At 71.5% G+C, this 14,478-nt stretch carries 15 protein-coding genes; 12 read left to right on the forward strand and 3 right to left on the reverse strand.

The annotated features are described in order from the left end of the window. Window positions 1-8: 8 nt before the first annotated feature. Both AB0M36_RS27240 and AB0M36_RS27245 read left to right on the forward strand, forming a co-directional pair. Window positions 9-293, forward strand: a complete 285-nt coding sequence (locus AB0M36_RS27240; RefSeq protein ID WP_364162615.1) for a hypothetical protein — start codon at window positions 9-11, stop codon at window positions 291-293. 52 nt (window positions 294-345) lie between these two features. Then, window positions 346-837: a hypothetical protein gene (locus tag AB0M36_RS27245; RefSeq protein ID WP_364162617.1), complete on the forward strand. Its 492-nt coding sequence runs from the start codon at window positions 346-348 to the stop codon at window positions 835-837. A gap of 43 nt (window positions 838-880) precedes the next feature. Here AB0M36_RS27245 and AB0M36_RS27250 read toward each other — a convergent pair whose 3' ends face one another. Next, on the reverse strand, window positions 881-1,894 hold the full coding sequence (locus tag AB0M36_RS27250; protein WP_364162620.1) for an ATP-binding cassette domain-containing protein: 1,014 nt from the start codon (window positions 1,892-1,894) through the stop codon (window positions 881-883). 2 nt (window positions 1,895-1,896) lie between these two features. Between AB0M36_RS27250 and AB0M36_RS27255 the strand changes: the two genes are divergently transcribed. From AB0M36_RS27255 to AB0M36_RS27270, 4 genes are all read left to right on the forward strand, one after another. Then, window positions 1,897-2,619: an ABC transporter permease subunit gene (locus AB0M36_RS27255; RefSeq protein ID WP_364162623.1), complete on the forward strand. Its 723-nt coding sequence runs from the start codon at window positions 1,897-1,899 to the stop codon at window positions 2,617-2,619. Continuing rightward, a complete protein-coding gene (locus AB0M36_RS27260; RefSeq protein WP_364162626.1) occupies window positions 2,616-3,332 on the forward strand; it encodes an ABC transporter permease subunit in 717 nt (238 codons plus the stop codon). The genes AB0M36_RS27255 and AB0M36_RS27260 overlap by 4 nt, the downstream gene beginning before the upstream one ends. A 204-nt stretch (window positions 3,333-3,536) precedes the next feature. Beyond that, the gene (locus AB0M36_RS27265) at window positions 3,537-4,535 is read left to right on the forward strand and encodes a glycine betaine ABC transporter substrate-binding protein (protein WP_364162629.1); all 999 of its coding nucleotides are present in this window, start codon (window positions 3,537-3,539) and stop codon (window positions 4,533-4,535) included. Window positions 4,536-4,662: 127 nt separating this feature from the next. Beyond that, complete coding sequence (locus AB0M36_RS27270) at window positions 4,663-6,201, forward strand: hypothetical protein (protein WP_364162632.1); 1,539 nt, start codon at window positions 4,663-4,665, stop codon at window positions 6,199-6,201. Window positions 6,202-6,216: 15 nt separating this feature from the next. Here AB0M36_RS27270 and AB0M36_RS27275 read toward each other — a convergent pair whose 3' ends face one another. Further along, window positions 6,217-7,359 carry an NADH-quinone oxidoreductase subunit D gene (locus tag AB0M36_RS27275; protein WP_364162635.1) on the reverse strand — a complete coding sequence of 381 codons (1,143 nt, stop codon included), beginning with the start codon at window positions 7,357-7,359 and terminating at the stop codon, window positions 6,217-6,219. Window positions 7,360-7,430: 71 nt separating this feature from the next. Further along, the gene (locus AB0M36_RS27280) at window positions 7,431-8,393 is read right to left on the reverse strand and encodes an SAM-dependent methyltransferase (protein ID WP_364163150.1); all 963 of its coding nucleotides are present in this window, start codon (window positions 8,391-8,393) and stop codon (window positions 7,431-7,433) included. A gap of 137 nt (window positions 8,394-8,530) precedes the next feature. Between AB0M36_RS27280 and AB0M36_RS27285 the strand changes: the two genes are divergently transcribed. The 6 genes from AB0M36_RS27285 (at window position 8,531) to nadC (ending at window position 14,391) form a co-directional block, all read left to right on the forward strand. Beyond that, window positions 8,531-9,424: a Rossmann-like and DUF2520 domain-containing protein gene (locus AB0M36_RS27285; protein ID WP_364162638.1), complete on the forward strand. Its 894-nt coding sequence runs from the start codon at window positions 8,531-8,533 to the stop codon at window positions 9,422-9,424. Next, complete coding sequence (gene panC, locus AB0M36_RS27290) at window positions 9,421-10,254, forward strand: pantoate--beta-alanine ligase (protein WP_364162641.1); 834 nt, start codon at window positions 9,421-9,423, stop codon at window positions 10,252-10,254. The genes AB0M36_RS27285 and panC overlap by 4 nt, the downstream gene beginning before the upstream one ends. Continuing rightward, window positions 10,254-10,682 (forward strand): aspartate 1-decarboxylase, encoded by a 429-nt coding sequence (panD, locus tag AB0M36_RS27295; protein WP_071807155.1) that lies wholly within the window; start codon window positions 10,254-10,256, stop codon window positions 10,680-10,682. Before panC ends, panD begins: the two co-directional genes overlap by 1 nt. A gap of 195 nt (window positions 10,683-10,877) precedes the next feature. Then, window positions 10,878-11,804, forward strand: a complete 927-nt coding sequence (locus AB0M36_RS27300; protein ID WP_364162645.1) for a septum formation family protein — start codon at window positions 10,878-10,880, stop codon at window positions 11,802-11,804. Window positions 11,805-11,866: 62 nt separating this feature from the next. Then, the gene (locus tag AB0M36_RS27305) at window positions 11,867-13,513 is read left to right on the forward strand and encodes an L-aspartate oxidase (protein WP_364162648.1); all 1,647 of its coding nucleotides are present in this window, start codon (window positions 11,867-11,869) and stop codon (window positions 13,511-13,513) included. Next, entirely contained in the window at window positions 13,510-14,391 is an 882-nt protein-coding gene (gene nadC / locus AB0M36_RS27310; protein WP_364162650.1) for a carboxylating nicotinate-nucleotide diphosphorylase, read from the forward strand. Before AB0M36_RS27305 ends, nadC begins: the two co-directional genes overlap by 4 nt. Window positions 14,392-14,478 lie beyond the last annotated feature (87 nt).

A 14,478-nucleotide genomic window follows, 5' to 3' on the forward strand; every position in this document is an offset into this window, starting at 1 on the left:
CTGGCCTCATGACCGATGCCACCTTCGCCGAGTTGGATGCCCTGCCCACCGAGGCGCTGCGTGAGCGTGCCTTCGCGAGGGCGCGCGAACGTCGCGATCTGAGCTTCTTCTGGTCGGTGGTCAAGCACCTGCCCGACGCGGACGACGCCGCCGCCCTCGACGGCGCGCCGAATTCCGTGGGGCCCACGATCGATGAGGCCGTGGCGTTGTGGCGTGAGCTGACCGGCCACGGGTACGGCGAGCAGGAGCCCCTGCTGCGCGCCGCGTTCATCGATTACCTACAGAAGCACTAGCGCATCCATGCGTGTCGTTTGAAAATGAACGTCCGCTGGGAACTAGCGGACCATGGCTCTCACCAACCGCTACAAAACCGCGCCGGGTGCGGGCACGCTCGCCGCACTCATCCTGGTCCTGGTCTTCGGCAGCCCCTGGTATGCCGACTGGGTCGCCGACAACACCGAACCCGACACGGCGGGGGGCTGGTGGCTGCGCCTGCTCGCGTGGCCGAGCTGGCGCTTCGACTCCGACGACTCCCTGCGCTCGATCATCATCACCGACCTCAGGGCGATCCTGGTCGTGGTGCTGACCCTGCTCTTCCTCTATCTGCTGCCCGGCTCGCAGCTGGCCCGGGCCCGCGGGACGATCAGCCAGTTCTTCGCCGGCTGGGCGTCCTACATCTTCGCGGGTGGCTTCGCCGCCCTGCTCACCACCCTGTTCCTCGCGAACCCGTCGCTGCTCGGGGCGTTCCGCGCCGCCGGTGAAGGTGCCGCCTACGGCCTCTTCGTCGGCTGGATCGTCGGTCTGGCCACCCTCGGCGGCCGACGGGGAACCCACTAGTCCGGCGCACCAGGCCCGGGCCATCCGGCCCGGGCCGCGTGTTCTAGGCGCGCGCCGCGGCCTCGCGATTCGGTACGTCGAACAGCAACGACCGCGAGATCGTCCCCACCGGCGTGCCGTTCTCCATCGCCACCACGTTCAGCGCGTCGCTGGTCAGCATCACCGCTAGCGCGTCGTAGAGCGTTCCCGCCGCGTCGACCGTCGGCAGCCGCTCGATGTCCTCGATCTGGCCCACCGGCCGCATCGCCTCGCGCACCCTGGTCACGGCGAGCCGACGGATGCCCCGGTCGTTGCCGACGAACTCGCCGACGGCCGCCGACGCCGGCTCGCTCAGCAGGTCGGCCGGGGACGCGTACTGCAGCAGCCGGCCGCCCTCGGCGAGGACGGCGATCCGGTCGCCCAGCCGTACGGCCTCGTCGATGTCGTGGGTGACCAGCACGATGGTCTTGCGGACCGCGGCCTGGAGGCGGAGGAATTCCTCCTGCAGGCGGCCGCGGACGATCGGGTCGACCGCCGAGAAGGGCTCGTCCATGAGCAGCACGAGCGGGTCCGCGGCGAGCGCCCGTGCCACCCCCACGCGCTGGCGCTGCCCGCCCGAGAGCTCGTGGGGGTAGCGCCCGCCGTACCGTGCGGGATCCAGGCCGACGAGCTCGAGCAGTTCCTCCGCGCGCGCCCGGGTCTTCTTCCTGTCCCAGCCGAGCAGCCGGGGCACGGTCCCTACATTGGTACGGATCGTCTGATGCGGAAAGAGTCCCACATTCTGGATCACGTACCCGATGTGCCGGCGCAGCTCGACGGGGTCCCGCGCGGCGATGTCCTCACCGTCGATCAGGATGCGGCCCTTCGACGGCTCGATCAGCCGGTTGAGCATGCGGAGCACGGTCGACTTGCCGCAGCCGGACGGCCCGATGAGGACGGCCAGTTCGCCGGCCCGAACCTCCATGCTGATGTCGCCGACGGCCACGGTGCCGTCCGGATAGACCTTCCCCACGTTCTCGAGCGTGATAGACGCCGCGGTCCGGCCAGCGCCGGAGTCGTTGATCGCGGTAGCGTCCACGTATGTCCTTCCTGTCGAGGGCCCCGGCGCCCGCGTGGCCCCTGGCCGCCCCCGCCGACGGGGGTCCGGGCAATCCGTGGTTCTCCTGGCGCTATGTCCACGACAACGCGGACGACATCCTCTCCGCCGTGCAGTACCACGCGAGTCTCACCGCGCGCGCGGTGATCATCGCGTTGGTCGTCGCCCTGCCGCTCGCGGTCGTCGCCTACTGGTGGCGACCGCTGACCGGGCCGATTCTCGCACTCTCCGGCGTCCTCTACACGATTCCGTCGCTCGCGCTCCTCGCCCTGGTGGCTCCGGCCGTGGGCACCACGAGCGACACGTCGGTGCTGATCGCCCTGGTTCTCTACGCCCTGCTGGTGATGATCCGCAACTCCCTCGCCGGGCTGACCCAGGTGCCCGCCGAGGTGCGCGACGCCGCGGCGGGCATGGGCTACGGCCGCGTCGGACGCCTGCTGCGGATCGAGCTGCCGCTGGCCCTGCCGGGCATCCTCACCGGCCTGCGCCTGGCCACGGTCTCGACGGTGGCGCTGGTGACGGTCGGCGCGCTGATCGGCAAGGGCGGTCTCGGCGACCTGATCCTCGGCGGCTTCGGCGACAACTTCTACAAGGCCAAGATCATGACCGGCACCATCCTCTGTGTCGGCCTGGCACTCGTCCTCGACCTCGCCCTGGCCGGGCTGGGCCGGCTGTTGACGCCCTGGACCAGGGAGCGACGCGCGTGAACTATTTCCGCGAGGGCTTCATCTGGCTCAACGACCCCCTGAACTGGACCAACCCCGGCGGCCTGCTGGAACGGCTCGAGGAGCACCTGGTCATCAGCGGCTGGGCGGTGCTGCTGGGCTGCCTGATCGGCTGGCCTCTCGGCATCTGGCTCGGTCACCGCGGTCGCGGCGGCGGCGCGGTCGTCACGGTCGCCAACCTCACCCTGGCCATCCCGACGCTGGCCCTGCTGACCATCCTGCCGCTGACCCCGCTCGGCTTCGGCAAGCCGCCGGTGGTGGTGGCGCTCGCGGTCTTCGCCGTGCCCCCGTTGCTGGCCAACGCCTACACCGGGCTGCGCCAGATCGACCCGGAGACCCGCGACGCCGCCAGGGGGATGGGCCTTTCCGGCGGTCAGTTGCTGCGGCGGGTGGAGGTGCCGCTGGCCGTGCCCTATCTCGCTGCCGGATTGCGTACGGCGGCAGTGCAGGTCGTCGCGACGGCGGCGCTGGCCGCGTTCGTCAACGGCGGCGGGCTGGGCCAGATCATCGCCGCGGGCTTCGGCGTGGGGATGAGCAACGGCGGCGGCGGACAGATCGTCGCGGGCGGCATCGTCGTCGCGGGGCTGGCGCTGCTCGTGGAGGCACTGCTGGCGGGCCTGCAACGTCTCGTCACCCCGCCGGCCCTGCGCGCGCAGCGGCAACGTCGGCCGACCGCCGCGGCACCGGCGGGATGATCTCGCCAGCTCCTTGATCAGATAACGAATGGGCAACGTAGAACCACGAGCGGCATAGGTTGTCGTACCCCCGGGTTAGGAACTGAGGTGCCGATCCCTGGCGGACCGGCGTGCACAACCGAAGATGCGGGCATCGGAACTTCGACCGCCCGTCGGACACGCGGCACGGCCGACCGGTCGTGCCGGGACACAGAAGGCGGCAGTATGCGTCGACACCTGCTCCTGACGGCCGGCACCTTCGTGACCGCCGCTGTCATCCTCGCCGGCTGCGGTCAGTCCGGCTCGTCCGGCACCGCGGCTCCGCCCAGTTCCGCCGCGGGCGCCGGGTGCGCCCCGGTCGCGGGGCAGACGCTCGTCGTGCTCACCGACGACAAGAATCTGCAGAACACCGACAACATCGTCCCGGCGATCAACAAGAAGTCCTCCTCGCCGCAGCTCGTCGCGGCGCTGGACAAGGTCTCCGCGGCCCTCGACACCGCCAAGCTCATCGAGCTCAACAAGGCCGTCGACATCGACCGCAAGTCGGCCAAGACGGTGGCGCAGGAATTCGCCACGGCCAACAACCTCACCGCGGGCATCGCCAAGGGCCCCGGCGGCGACCTGACCGTCGGCGCCGCGAACTTCGCCGAGAGCAAGACGCTGGGCGAGCTCTACAACATCGTGCTGACCGCCGCCGGCTACACGGTCAAGGTCCAGCAGATCGGCAACCGCGAGCTGTACGAGCCCGCCCTCGAGAAGGGCGAGATCGACGTGGTGCCGGAGTACGCGGCCACCCTCGCCACCCTGCTGTCCGGCAAGGTGGAGGGCAAGGACGCCAAGGACCCGTCCTCTCCGGACCTCAACACGACGATGACCAACCTGAAGGCGCTGGGCGAGAAGTCCGGCCTCGTCTTCGGCACGCCGTCGTCGGCGCAGAACCAGAACGCCTTCGCCATCACGGCCGGGTTCGCCACCAAGTACGGCGTCCGGACCCTGTCCGACCTCGCCGCCAAGTGCTCGGGCGCGGCCACCGTCCTCGGCGGTCCGCCGGAGTGCCCGCAGCGGCCGAAGTGCCAGCAGGGCCTCGTCGAGAAGTACAACTTCCAGGCGGGCAAGTTCAGCTCGCTGGACGCGGGTGGCCCGCTGACCAAGACCGGCCTCAAGCAGGGCACGATCAGCGTCGGCCTGGTGTTCAGTTCGGACGGCGCACTGGCCGCCGGCTGACCCGAGGGGTTCCGCGCCGTCCCGTCCGCCGAATTTCGTCCCCGGCGGGTGGGACGGCGTTTTTCTCGGTACCGAACGATATCTACCCGTTCCGCGACGGCTATCGCTCTCGGTAGCATCTGCGACCATGCCTGACCGGGATACCGACATGCGGCACACCGACCCCCTGCCCCGCGCGCTGATCTGGGCGGGCATGGGCCTCGCCCCGATGGCGGCGATCATCGTGCTGGTCGGCCAGGCCGGCGGCTCGGTGAAGTTCGCGGTCATCCTGGTCGCGGTCTGCGCGATGCTGTTCGGCGCGTCCATGCTGGCCCGAACGCCGGCTCTGCTGAGGACGGACGTCGAGGAACTGGTGTCCGCGAGGCTCAAGGCGCTGCGCCGCGAGCTGCGGGACGAAGCGCCGGTCCAGGTCACCAGCGTGGACCACCGGGTGCCGGCCGGCATGCCGGGCACGCCGGCCGGAATGCCCGCTGTGGCGGGTCGCGTGACCGCGTCCGCGTCGGTGTCCGCCCCTGTCGCTCCGACGGCGGTTCCCGCAGCTGCGGCAGCGGTCCCCCGTTCTCCAGCCCTCGCACCGGCACCGGCACCGGCACCGGCGTTCGCGTCATCGCCGGTCGCACCGCCGTCTGCGCCCGCGCCGGTGTTCGCTTCATCGCCGGTAATGCCGCGGTCCGCGCCCGCGCCGGTGTTCGCTTCATCGCCGGTAATGCCGCGGTCCGCGCCCGCGCCGGTGTTCGCGTCGTCGTCCGTCGCGCCGGCGTCTGCGCCCGCGTCGTTCGGGTCGGCGGCCGGGACTCGAACCGCCGCGCCTTCCCAGCAGCGTGGCTCGGCCTCGGTGCCGGCGCCTCGGGAGGGGGCCTACCGCGACCATCTGCCGCACGCCGCGGCTCCCGAACGGCGGCCCCGGCGCAGGTATGCGGCTCCGGACACCCCGGCTGGAGAATCGCAGCCTCGACGTCGGCACGCGGCTCCGGACACCGGCACGGACATCGCCCGCTTCGGCCACGCCGCCGGCGCCGAGCCGAGTTGGTCCCGCACCGCCGCGAACGGGTTCGACCCCGGCCCGTCCGTGGGAACCTGCTCCGATCCCGAGCCTGGCACTTCCGATGCGGATTGGGGTCGCCTCGAGCCGCAGGCCGCCTACGGCCTCACCACCGGCGCCATCGGTGCGCAGACGGGCGAGGACACCTCGGGTAGCTATGCCGGCGGCTTCCCATCAGGCCGCTACCACGGCGGCGGCGCCGATCAGGACCATGACCACGCCGGGGACTACGACGCCAGCGGCACGGGCTACGACGCCAGCGGCACGGGCTACGACGCCGGCAGCGCGGGCTACGACGCCAGCGGTCCGGGTTACGCCGACGCGGGCGAAGGCTACGGCGACAGTGGAGCGGTTTACGGCGGCAGCGGGTCGGTCTATGGCGGCGTCAGCGCGGCCTACGACTATGACAACGGCAACGCGAGCTACGGCTACGGGCGAACGCACGGCCGTCGCACCGACGGTCCTAACCGCACCGACGGTCCTAACCGCACCGACGGTCCTAACCGCACCGACGGCCCTAACCGCACCGACGGCCCTAACCGCACCGACAGCCCCAGCCGCACCGACGGCCTCGACCAGCCCGGCGCCTCGGATCGCGATCGGCGCAACCACCGGCGCTGGTGACTAGCCGGCAGGGCGTCACTTGTCGATGTCGCCGACCACGAAGAACATCGAGCCGAGGATCGCGATCAGGTCCGGCACGAGACATCCGGGGATCAGCGTCGCCAGCGCCTGCACGTTCGCGTACGACGCTGTTCGCAGTTTGAGCCGCCACGGAGTCTTTTCGCCTCGGGACACCAGGTAATACCCGTTGATGCCGAGCGGGTTCTCCGTCCACGCGTACGTGTGGCCCTCGGGGGCCTTGACCACCTTGGGCAGCCGCACGTTGACCGGCCCGCCGATCCGGTCCACCCGGTCGAGGCACTGCTCCGCCAGGTCCAGCGACACGTACACCTGCTCCAGCAGCACCTCGAACCGCGCGTGGCAGTCGCCCGCGCTGCGGGTCACCACGGGCACGTCGAGCTCGTCGTAGGCCAGGTAGGGCTCGTCGCGCCTCAGGTCCAGGTCCAGGCCGCTGGCGCGGGCGACGGGTCCGGAGGCGCCGTACGCGGCCGCCTGCTCGGCGGTCAGCACGCCGACTCCGACCGTACGCGCAAGGAAAATGTCGTTTCTTCGGATCAGGCGATCGATGTCGGGCATGCGGCTACGGACCAGCGCGATGGCCTCGCGGGCGCGACGCGTCCAGCCGGCCGGCACCTCCTCCTTGAGGCCGCCGACGCGATTGAACATGTAGTGGATGCGCCCGCCGGACGCCTCCTCCATGACCGTCTGCAGCGTTTCCCGTTCCCGGAACGCATAGAACATCGGGGTGATCGCGCCGATTTCGAGCGGGTAGGAACCGAGGAACATCAGGTGGTTCAGCACCCGGTTGAGCTCTGCGAGCGCCATCCGCAGCCAGGTCGCCCGCTCGGGCACCTCGATGCCCATGAGCCGTTCCACGGCGAGGACGACGCCGAGTTCGCTGGCGAACGCCGACAGCCAGTCGTGCCGATTGGCGAGAACGATGATCTGCCGGTAGTCGCGGACCTCGAACAGCTTTTCGGCGCCGCGATGCATGTAGCCGACGATCGGTTCGCACTCGACGACCCGCTCGCCGTCGAGTTTCAGCTTGAGCCGGAGCACGCCGTGGGTCGACGGGTGCTGCGGCCCGATGTTGAGCACCATGTCGGCGGTGTCGAGCCCGGCCCCGGTCCCGACCGTCATCTCCCGCAAGTCACTCATGACGCCGCTCCGCGTCGCCACGAGCGACCACTGCTGAGCCCAATGGTTCGGTCACTGCGTTCCCTCACGACTCAGATCGTCCCACGAAGCTCGATCCCCACCTCGTGCAGCAGCCACCAGTGCCCGCCGAGCCCCGCCGGATCGGTCAGCTCCGCCGCCGCGCCCGCCGCCCCCAGCGCCCGCAGATAGCCCGCCGGGTCGGTGCGGGCACGATCCAGCGGTGGCCGGGCGCCGTCGACCCCCAGGGCCTTGAGCGCCACACGCTGGGTGATGATTCGGTACGGAACGCCGCCGGCGGCCGCCGCCGAGTCCAGGGCCACGTGCGCGGTCACATCACAGGTGCCATCCGGCACGGGGTCCACCTGCCGCCCGCCCCGATATCCGGTGAGTGTGCCGAACGCCGGTCGCGCGCTGCGCAGATGCCCGTAATCCACCGCGAGCGCGCAGCCTCGGCGCACCGAGGCGACCGCGTCCGCCCAGGCCACATCGCGCGGCCAGCCGATCTCGACGCGGTCGCCCAGCCCGGCCCGCGGCCACCAGCGGGCGAGCCAGAAGCGGTCGGCGGGGTCGATCTCGGCGCCCAACGACTCCGTGCCGGTCGCCGTGTCGACGAGCAGCCGCCGGGCACGTCCGGCGGCGTCGATCTCGGCCACGTCGAGCGGCACGTTGTCGAGCCACTCGGTGGCGAGCAGCACGCCGACGAGGTTCTCGGGCACGTCGGTCCGCCAGTCGATCGTGGCGGGCAACCCGGCGGGCCGGGGCGCCACCTCGACGCCGGTGAAGCGCACCCGTCCCGCGAGCGCCGTGTCGGCGGCAGAGGCGGCCAGCGCCGCGAGGAGTTCCCCGCGCCCCGCCCCCACGTCCACGACCTGCAGGATCTTGGGCCGGCCGAGCCGCTGGTCCACCGCCTCGATCAGGCGCAGCAGTGCCCCCGCGAAGAGTGGGGAGGCGTGCACGCTGGTCCGGAAGTGGTCCGCCGGACCGCTGGCCGCGCTCGTGAAGAACCCGTCGCGGCCATACAGCGCGTGTTGCATGGCGACCCGCCAACCCACCCTCGTCACAAGAAGCAATCTACGGCGGTGCAGTTGTTCACACGCTCTTGTCACGAGCCTGTTAAGCGGGCGCATACTTTCCCTCGACCGGTACCCCTTTCGAGGACTGGATCTCGCATATGAGCGCTGTGCCACGTGCCGCCTCGCGCGCGTACCCGCTGGTTGTCGGCGTTGTCGGCGCGGGCCGGGTGGGTGCCGTTCTCGGCGCCGCCCTCGCCGCCGCCGGGCACGATGTCGTCGCCACCGCCGCCGTTTCCGCCGCCTCCCGTGAGCGCGCCCGCCGCCTCATGCCGCGAGCCGCGATCCTTCCCGCCGACGAAGTCGCCCGGGCTGCCACCGACCTGCTGCTCCTCGCCGTACCCGACGACGCGCTCGGCGACGTCGTGGCCGGGATGGCCACGACCGGGGCGCTCTCCGGCGACACGGTCGTCGCACACACCTCCGGTGCACACGGCCTCGCGATCCTCGGCGACGTCGACGGCATCGCACTGCACCCGGCGCTGACCTTCACGGGCGCCGACGGCGACCTCGACCGGCTGCCCGGCATCGCGTGGGGCGTGACGGCCCGCGACCGGGCTTTCGCCGCGCGCCTGGTCACCGACCTCGGCGGGGTCCCGGAGTGGATCGCCGAGGACGCCCGCCCGCTCTACCACGCGGCGCTGGCACACGGCGCCAACCACCTGGTCACGCTCGTCAACGAGGCGGCCGACCTGCTGCGCGCCGCCGGCGTACGCCAGCCGGGCACGGTGCTGTCGCCGCTGCTGCACGCCGCGCTCGGCAACGCGCTCGAGCTCGGCGACGCGGCGCTGACCGGCCCGGTGTCGCGGGGCGACGCTGGCACCGTACGCAAGCATCTTGATCGCCTTCCGCCGGAGTCCGCGCCGGCCTATCTCGCCCTGGCCCGGCGCACCGCCGACCGGGCCATCGCCGCCGGGCGCCTGCGACCGCAGGACGCGGCGCTGCTGCTGGATGTCCTGGCCACCGCCCACGCGACCGTTGGGAGCCACTCATGACCGTTCTCGCACACACCCGGGCCGAGCTCGCCGCCGCCCGCGCCGCCGCACCGGGCCGGGTCGCGGTGGTGATGACCATGGGCGCCCTGCACGAGGGGCACCGGCAGCTCATGCGGGAGGCGCGCAAGCACGCCGACTACGTGATCGCCACCATCTTCGTGAATCCGCTGCAGTTCGGCCCGAACGAGGACTTCGACAAGTACCCGCGCACGCTGGCCGCGGACGTCGAGGCCTGCACGGCCGAGCGGGTCGACCTGGTGTTCGCCCCGGACCGCGACGAGATGTACCCGGGCGGCACGCCGTCGGTGACGCTCGAGGCGGGAGCCTTGGGGACGATCCTCGAGGGCGCCAGCCGGCCCGGCCACTTCTCCGGCATGCTGACCGTGGTCGCCAAGCTGCTCCGGCTCACCGGCGCCGACGTGGCGTTCTTCGGCGAGAAGGACTACCAGCAGCTCGCGCTGATCAAGCAGATGGTCACCGACCTGGAGCTCGGCGTCGAGATCGTGGGCGTACCCACCGTCCGCGAGCCCGACGGTCTGGCCATGTCCAGCCGCAACCGGTACCTGTCCGCCGAGCAGCGCGAGGCGGCCCTCGCACTGTCGCACGCGCTGCGCGAGGGGGCGCTGCAGGACGACGGCAAGCGCGTCCTCGAGGCGGCCAAGAAGATCCTCGACGACGAGCCGGGCGTGCGGGTCGACTACCTTGCCCTCACCGACCCGCTGCTCGGCGCGGCGCCCGCCACCGGCCCCGCTCGCCTGCTCGTGGCGGCGAGGGTCGGCACCACCCGCTTGATCGACAACGTTCCGCTGTTCCTGGGAGAGGTCGCCTGATGCTCCGCACCATGCTCAAGTCCAAGATTCACCGGGCCACCGTGACGCAGGCCGACCTGCACTACGTGGGGTCGGTGACGGTGGACCTGGATCTGCTGGAGGCAGCCGACCTGCTGCCGGGCGAGCAGGTCGCGATCGTGGACGTCACCAACGGCGCCCGCCTGGAGACGTACGTGATCCCGGGCGAGCGCGGCACCGGCGTGATCGGCATCAACGGCGCGGCCGCACACCTCGTGCACCCCGGTGACCTGGTCATCCTGATCTCCTACGGACAGATGGACTCGGCGGAGGCGCGCTCGTACCAGCCCCGGATCGTGCACGTGGACGCGGACAACAAGATCATTGAGCTGGGTGCGGACCCGGCGGCCGCCGTCGAGGGCATGGCCGATGATCTGGTACGGGGGGATCTCACGCTCTCCGCCCGCTGAGGCGATCACCCCTCCCGCGCCGCCGTTCGTTCCACCGCCGGTCGCTCCCTGTCGTCGGTCGCTCTTGGCTGCTCGGCCTACGGCTGGTGGTGGCTTCCTGGATCGGCCGGTCTGACGAACGGCGCCTGACATTCGCTTCGGTTGCCATATCATCGGCAAATCGGACATTGTGCGGCGCTGCGGGAGGCTCGGTTCATGCGTCACTTCTCCCGGCGACGGAGTGGGTGGGGCGTCGCCGTGGCGTTGAGCGTGCTGGTGGCCTCCGTCCTCTCCGGGTGCGCCAAACCCGGCGGCGTCGACGGCAACCTCACCAACCAGTGGGCAGCGCTCGGCGTGCCGACGGGTTTCACCCCGGCGGCCGGAACCTGCCACCTGGCCAATTTCTCCACGTTTGGCCCACGGGCCTCGTACGAGGAAGTCGACTGCCAGACCAAGCACCGCACCGAGACCGTCCACGTCGGCGAATACCCCAGTCCGGCCGCCGAGGCGCCGGAGCCGCCGGCGAACTCCTCCGCGGCGGCGCGTGCGGCGTACGAGACCTGTGACAAGAAGACCACCGAGTACGTCGGCCGGCCGTGGCGTACCGGCCGCCTGTGGATCGGGGTGACCCAGCCGACCAAGGCCGCCTGGACCGGGGGCGCCCGCTGGTATCGCTGCGAGGCGGTGGTCAGCAGCTCGGTCGAGGATGACGGCGGGCTTGTGCAGCGGGTCGGGACCCTGCGGGGAGCGTTGCGGGACTCGACGTCGCCGCTGCTGCTGACCTGCTACGGCGTGCAGCTGAAGAACGGCGAGATCGGCACGATGCCCGCCGCGCCGTGTTCCGCCGCGCACAACTCCGAATTTGTCGGGGTCTGGGACGCCGGCAACCTGCCGTACCCGAAGATCCAGAAGCAGTGGGACGACTTCCACAAGGGGTGCCGGGGTCTGATCGCCTCCTACGTGGGCGTGCCCAACGACGCCGACCTGCAATACCGGGCCGGTGTCGTGTCGCTGCCCGGCGGAGAGGACGTCTGGGAACTGGGCGACCGCGGAGTGCGCTGCTACCTGTGGGTGGACACGAACAAGCTGAAGGCGTCGCTGAAGGGCAAGGGCGGGAAGGCTCTGCCGGTCCAGTATCAGTAACGCTGGGCACTTCTTGGCGCCCCGGCCGTGATTTCGTCGTACCGGCGCGGTTGACTGATCACATGTCGCCTCTCGCCGGCCTGCCGGCGCTTCCCCGCCGCCTGGCCGCCCCCGAGCCGGGTTGGAGCGAGTCCACCGACGTGCTGGTGGTGGGCTCGGGAATCGCGGGCCTGACCGCCGCCCTGCACCTGCGGGAGCAGGGCCTGCACGTCACGGTGGTCACCAAGGTCAACATCGATGACGGCTCGACCCGCTGGGCGCAGGGCGGCATCGCCGCCGTGCTGGACCCGCTCGACACCCCCGAGGCGCACGCCTTCGACACCGAGATCGCCGGCGTGGGCCTCTGCGATCCGGCGGCGGTGCGGGTCCTGGTCGAGGAGGGCCCCACGCGGATCAAGGAGCTGATGCGGATCGGTGCGGAGTTCGACCGCAACGCCGACGGCTCGCTGATGCTGACCCGCGAGGGCGGCCACCGCGCCGACCGCATCGTGCACGCCGGCGGTGACGCGACCGGGGCCGAGGTCCAGCGGGCCCTGCACGCGGCGGTGCGCCGCGATCCCTGGATCCGCCTGGTCGAGCACGCCCTCGTGCTCGACCTGCTTCGCGCCGCCGACGGCCGCGCCTGCGGCATCACCCTGCACGTCCTCGGCGAGGGCAGCGAGGACGGCGTCGGCGCGATCCTGGCGCGGGCGGTCGTGCTCGCCACCGGCGGCATGGGCCAGATCTTCGCGTCCACCACCAACCCGGCCGTCTCCACCGGCGACGGCGTCGCGCTCGCGCTGCGCGCCGGGGCGAGCGTCACCGACGTGGAGTTCGTCCAGTTCCACCCGACTTCCTTCGTCACCGCCAGCGTGACCTCCGTGCAACGGCCGTTGATCTCCGAGGCGCTGCGCGGCGAGGGCGCCCACCTCGTCGACGAGGCCGGCAAGCGGTTCATGGTCGGCCAGCACGAGCTTGCCGAGTTGGCGCCTCGCGACGTCGTTGCCAAAGGCATCCACCGGGTGCTGCGTGCCACGGGCGAGGACCACGTCTATCTGGACGCGCGCCACCTCGGCAAAGACTTCCTCGAGCGGCGCTTCCCGACCATCGTGGCGTCGACCCGCGCGGCCGGCGTCGACCCGGCCACCGAGCTCATCCCGGTGGCCCCCGCCGCCCACTACGCCTCCGGCGGCGTCCGCACCGACCTCCACGGCCGCACCTCCATCCCCGGTCTGTACGCGTGCGGCGAGGTCGCCTGCACCGGCGTCCACGGCGCCAACCGGCTGGCCAGCAACTCCCTGCTCGAGGGCCTGGTCTTCTCCCGCCGCATCGCCGACGACATCGCGCGCGACCTGCCTCCGCAGGCCGACCCGGCCCCCTCGACCGCGGACCGGGGCTGGGTGGTCGCCGCGGAGATCCGCAGCGAGCTCCAGCGTGCGATGACCCGCGGCGCGGGAGTGCTGCGCTCGTCCGACTCCCTCGAGGGCACGGCGCGGGAGCTCGCCCGCCTCGGCGAGCAACGCGGCAAGCCCCGTAACGCCGCATGGGAGTCGACCAACCTGCTGACCGTGGCGACGGCCCTGGTCGCCTCGGCCCACGCCCGCCGCGAGACCCGAGGCTGCCACTGGCGCGAGGACCACCCGAACGCCGCCGACGAATGGCGCGGCCACCTGCTGGACTCGATGGACCGCCACGGCGCGCTGACCCAGACCTTCGAGGAGATGGCATGACCGACGCAACACCCGAAGCGGCAATGGACGAAGGCCTCAACCTGGCCGAGGTGGAACGCATCGTCTACACGGCTCTGGCTGAGGACCTCGGCGACCCACCGCGCGACGTGACCAGCGAGGCCACCATCGGCGCCCACCAGACCGACACCGCCGAGCTGGTGGCCCGGGCCGCCGGGGTCGTGGCCGGCCTGCCCGTCGCCGCCGAGGTCTTCGCGGTGACGTCTGGGGGCACGGCGAGCTTCGACCAGCGAGTCCCGGAGGGCGCCCGCGTCGCCGGCGGCGACGTGCTGGCGGTGGTCACCGGGCCGACCCGCGCACTGCTGACCGCGGAGCGTACGGCCCTCAACCTGCTGTGCCGCATGTCCGGCGTGGCCACCCACACCCGCAGGTGGGCCGACGAACTCGCCGGAACGAAGGCAACCGTGCTGGACACCCGCAAGACGACCCCCGGCCTGCGCTACCTCGAAAAGTACGCGGTCCGCGTCGGCGGCGGCACCAACAAGCGCATGGGCCTCTACGACGTAGCGATGATCAAGGACAACCACAAGCTGGCGGCCGGCAGCATCAGCGCGGCATACCGCCTGGTCCGCGAACGGTTCCCGGACGTCGCGGTCCAGGTCGAGGTGACGACCCTCGCCGAGGCCCAGGAGGCGATCGAGGCCGGCGCGACCTTCCTCCTCTGCGACAACACGACCCCGGAACTGCTCCGCTCAATCGTGGAACACGTCGGCGACCGCGCCGAGCTGGAAGCCACGGGCAACCTCACCCTCGAAACGGCGAGCGCCTACGCGGCCACCGGGGTGGACTATCTGTCGGTGGGCGGTCTGACCCATTCATCCCCGATCCTCGACATCGCAATGGATCTGCGCGTCGCCTGACGAACCGCCGGGCGGCGCGTTGGCACGATGGGTGCGTTGGTGCTCGCGCGGGTCGCGCGGGCGTGCTGGATGCATTGGTGCTCGCGC

The organism is Actinoplanes sp. NPDC051346 (assembly GCF_040682215.1).
GTDB lineage: Bacteria > Actinomycetota > Actinomycetes > Mycobacteriales > Micromonosporaceae > Actinoplanes.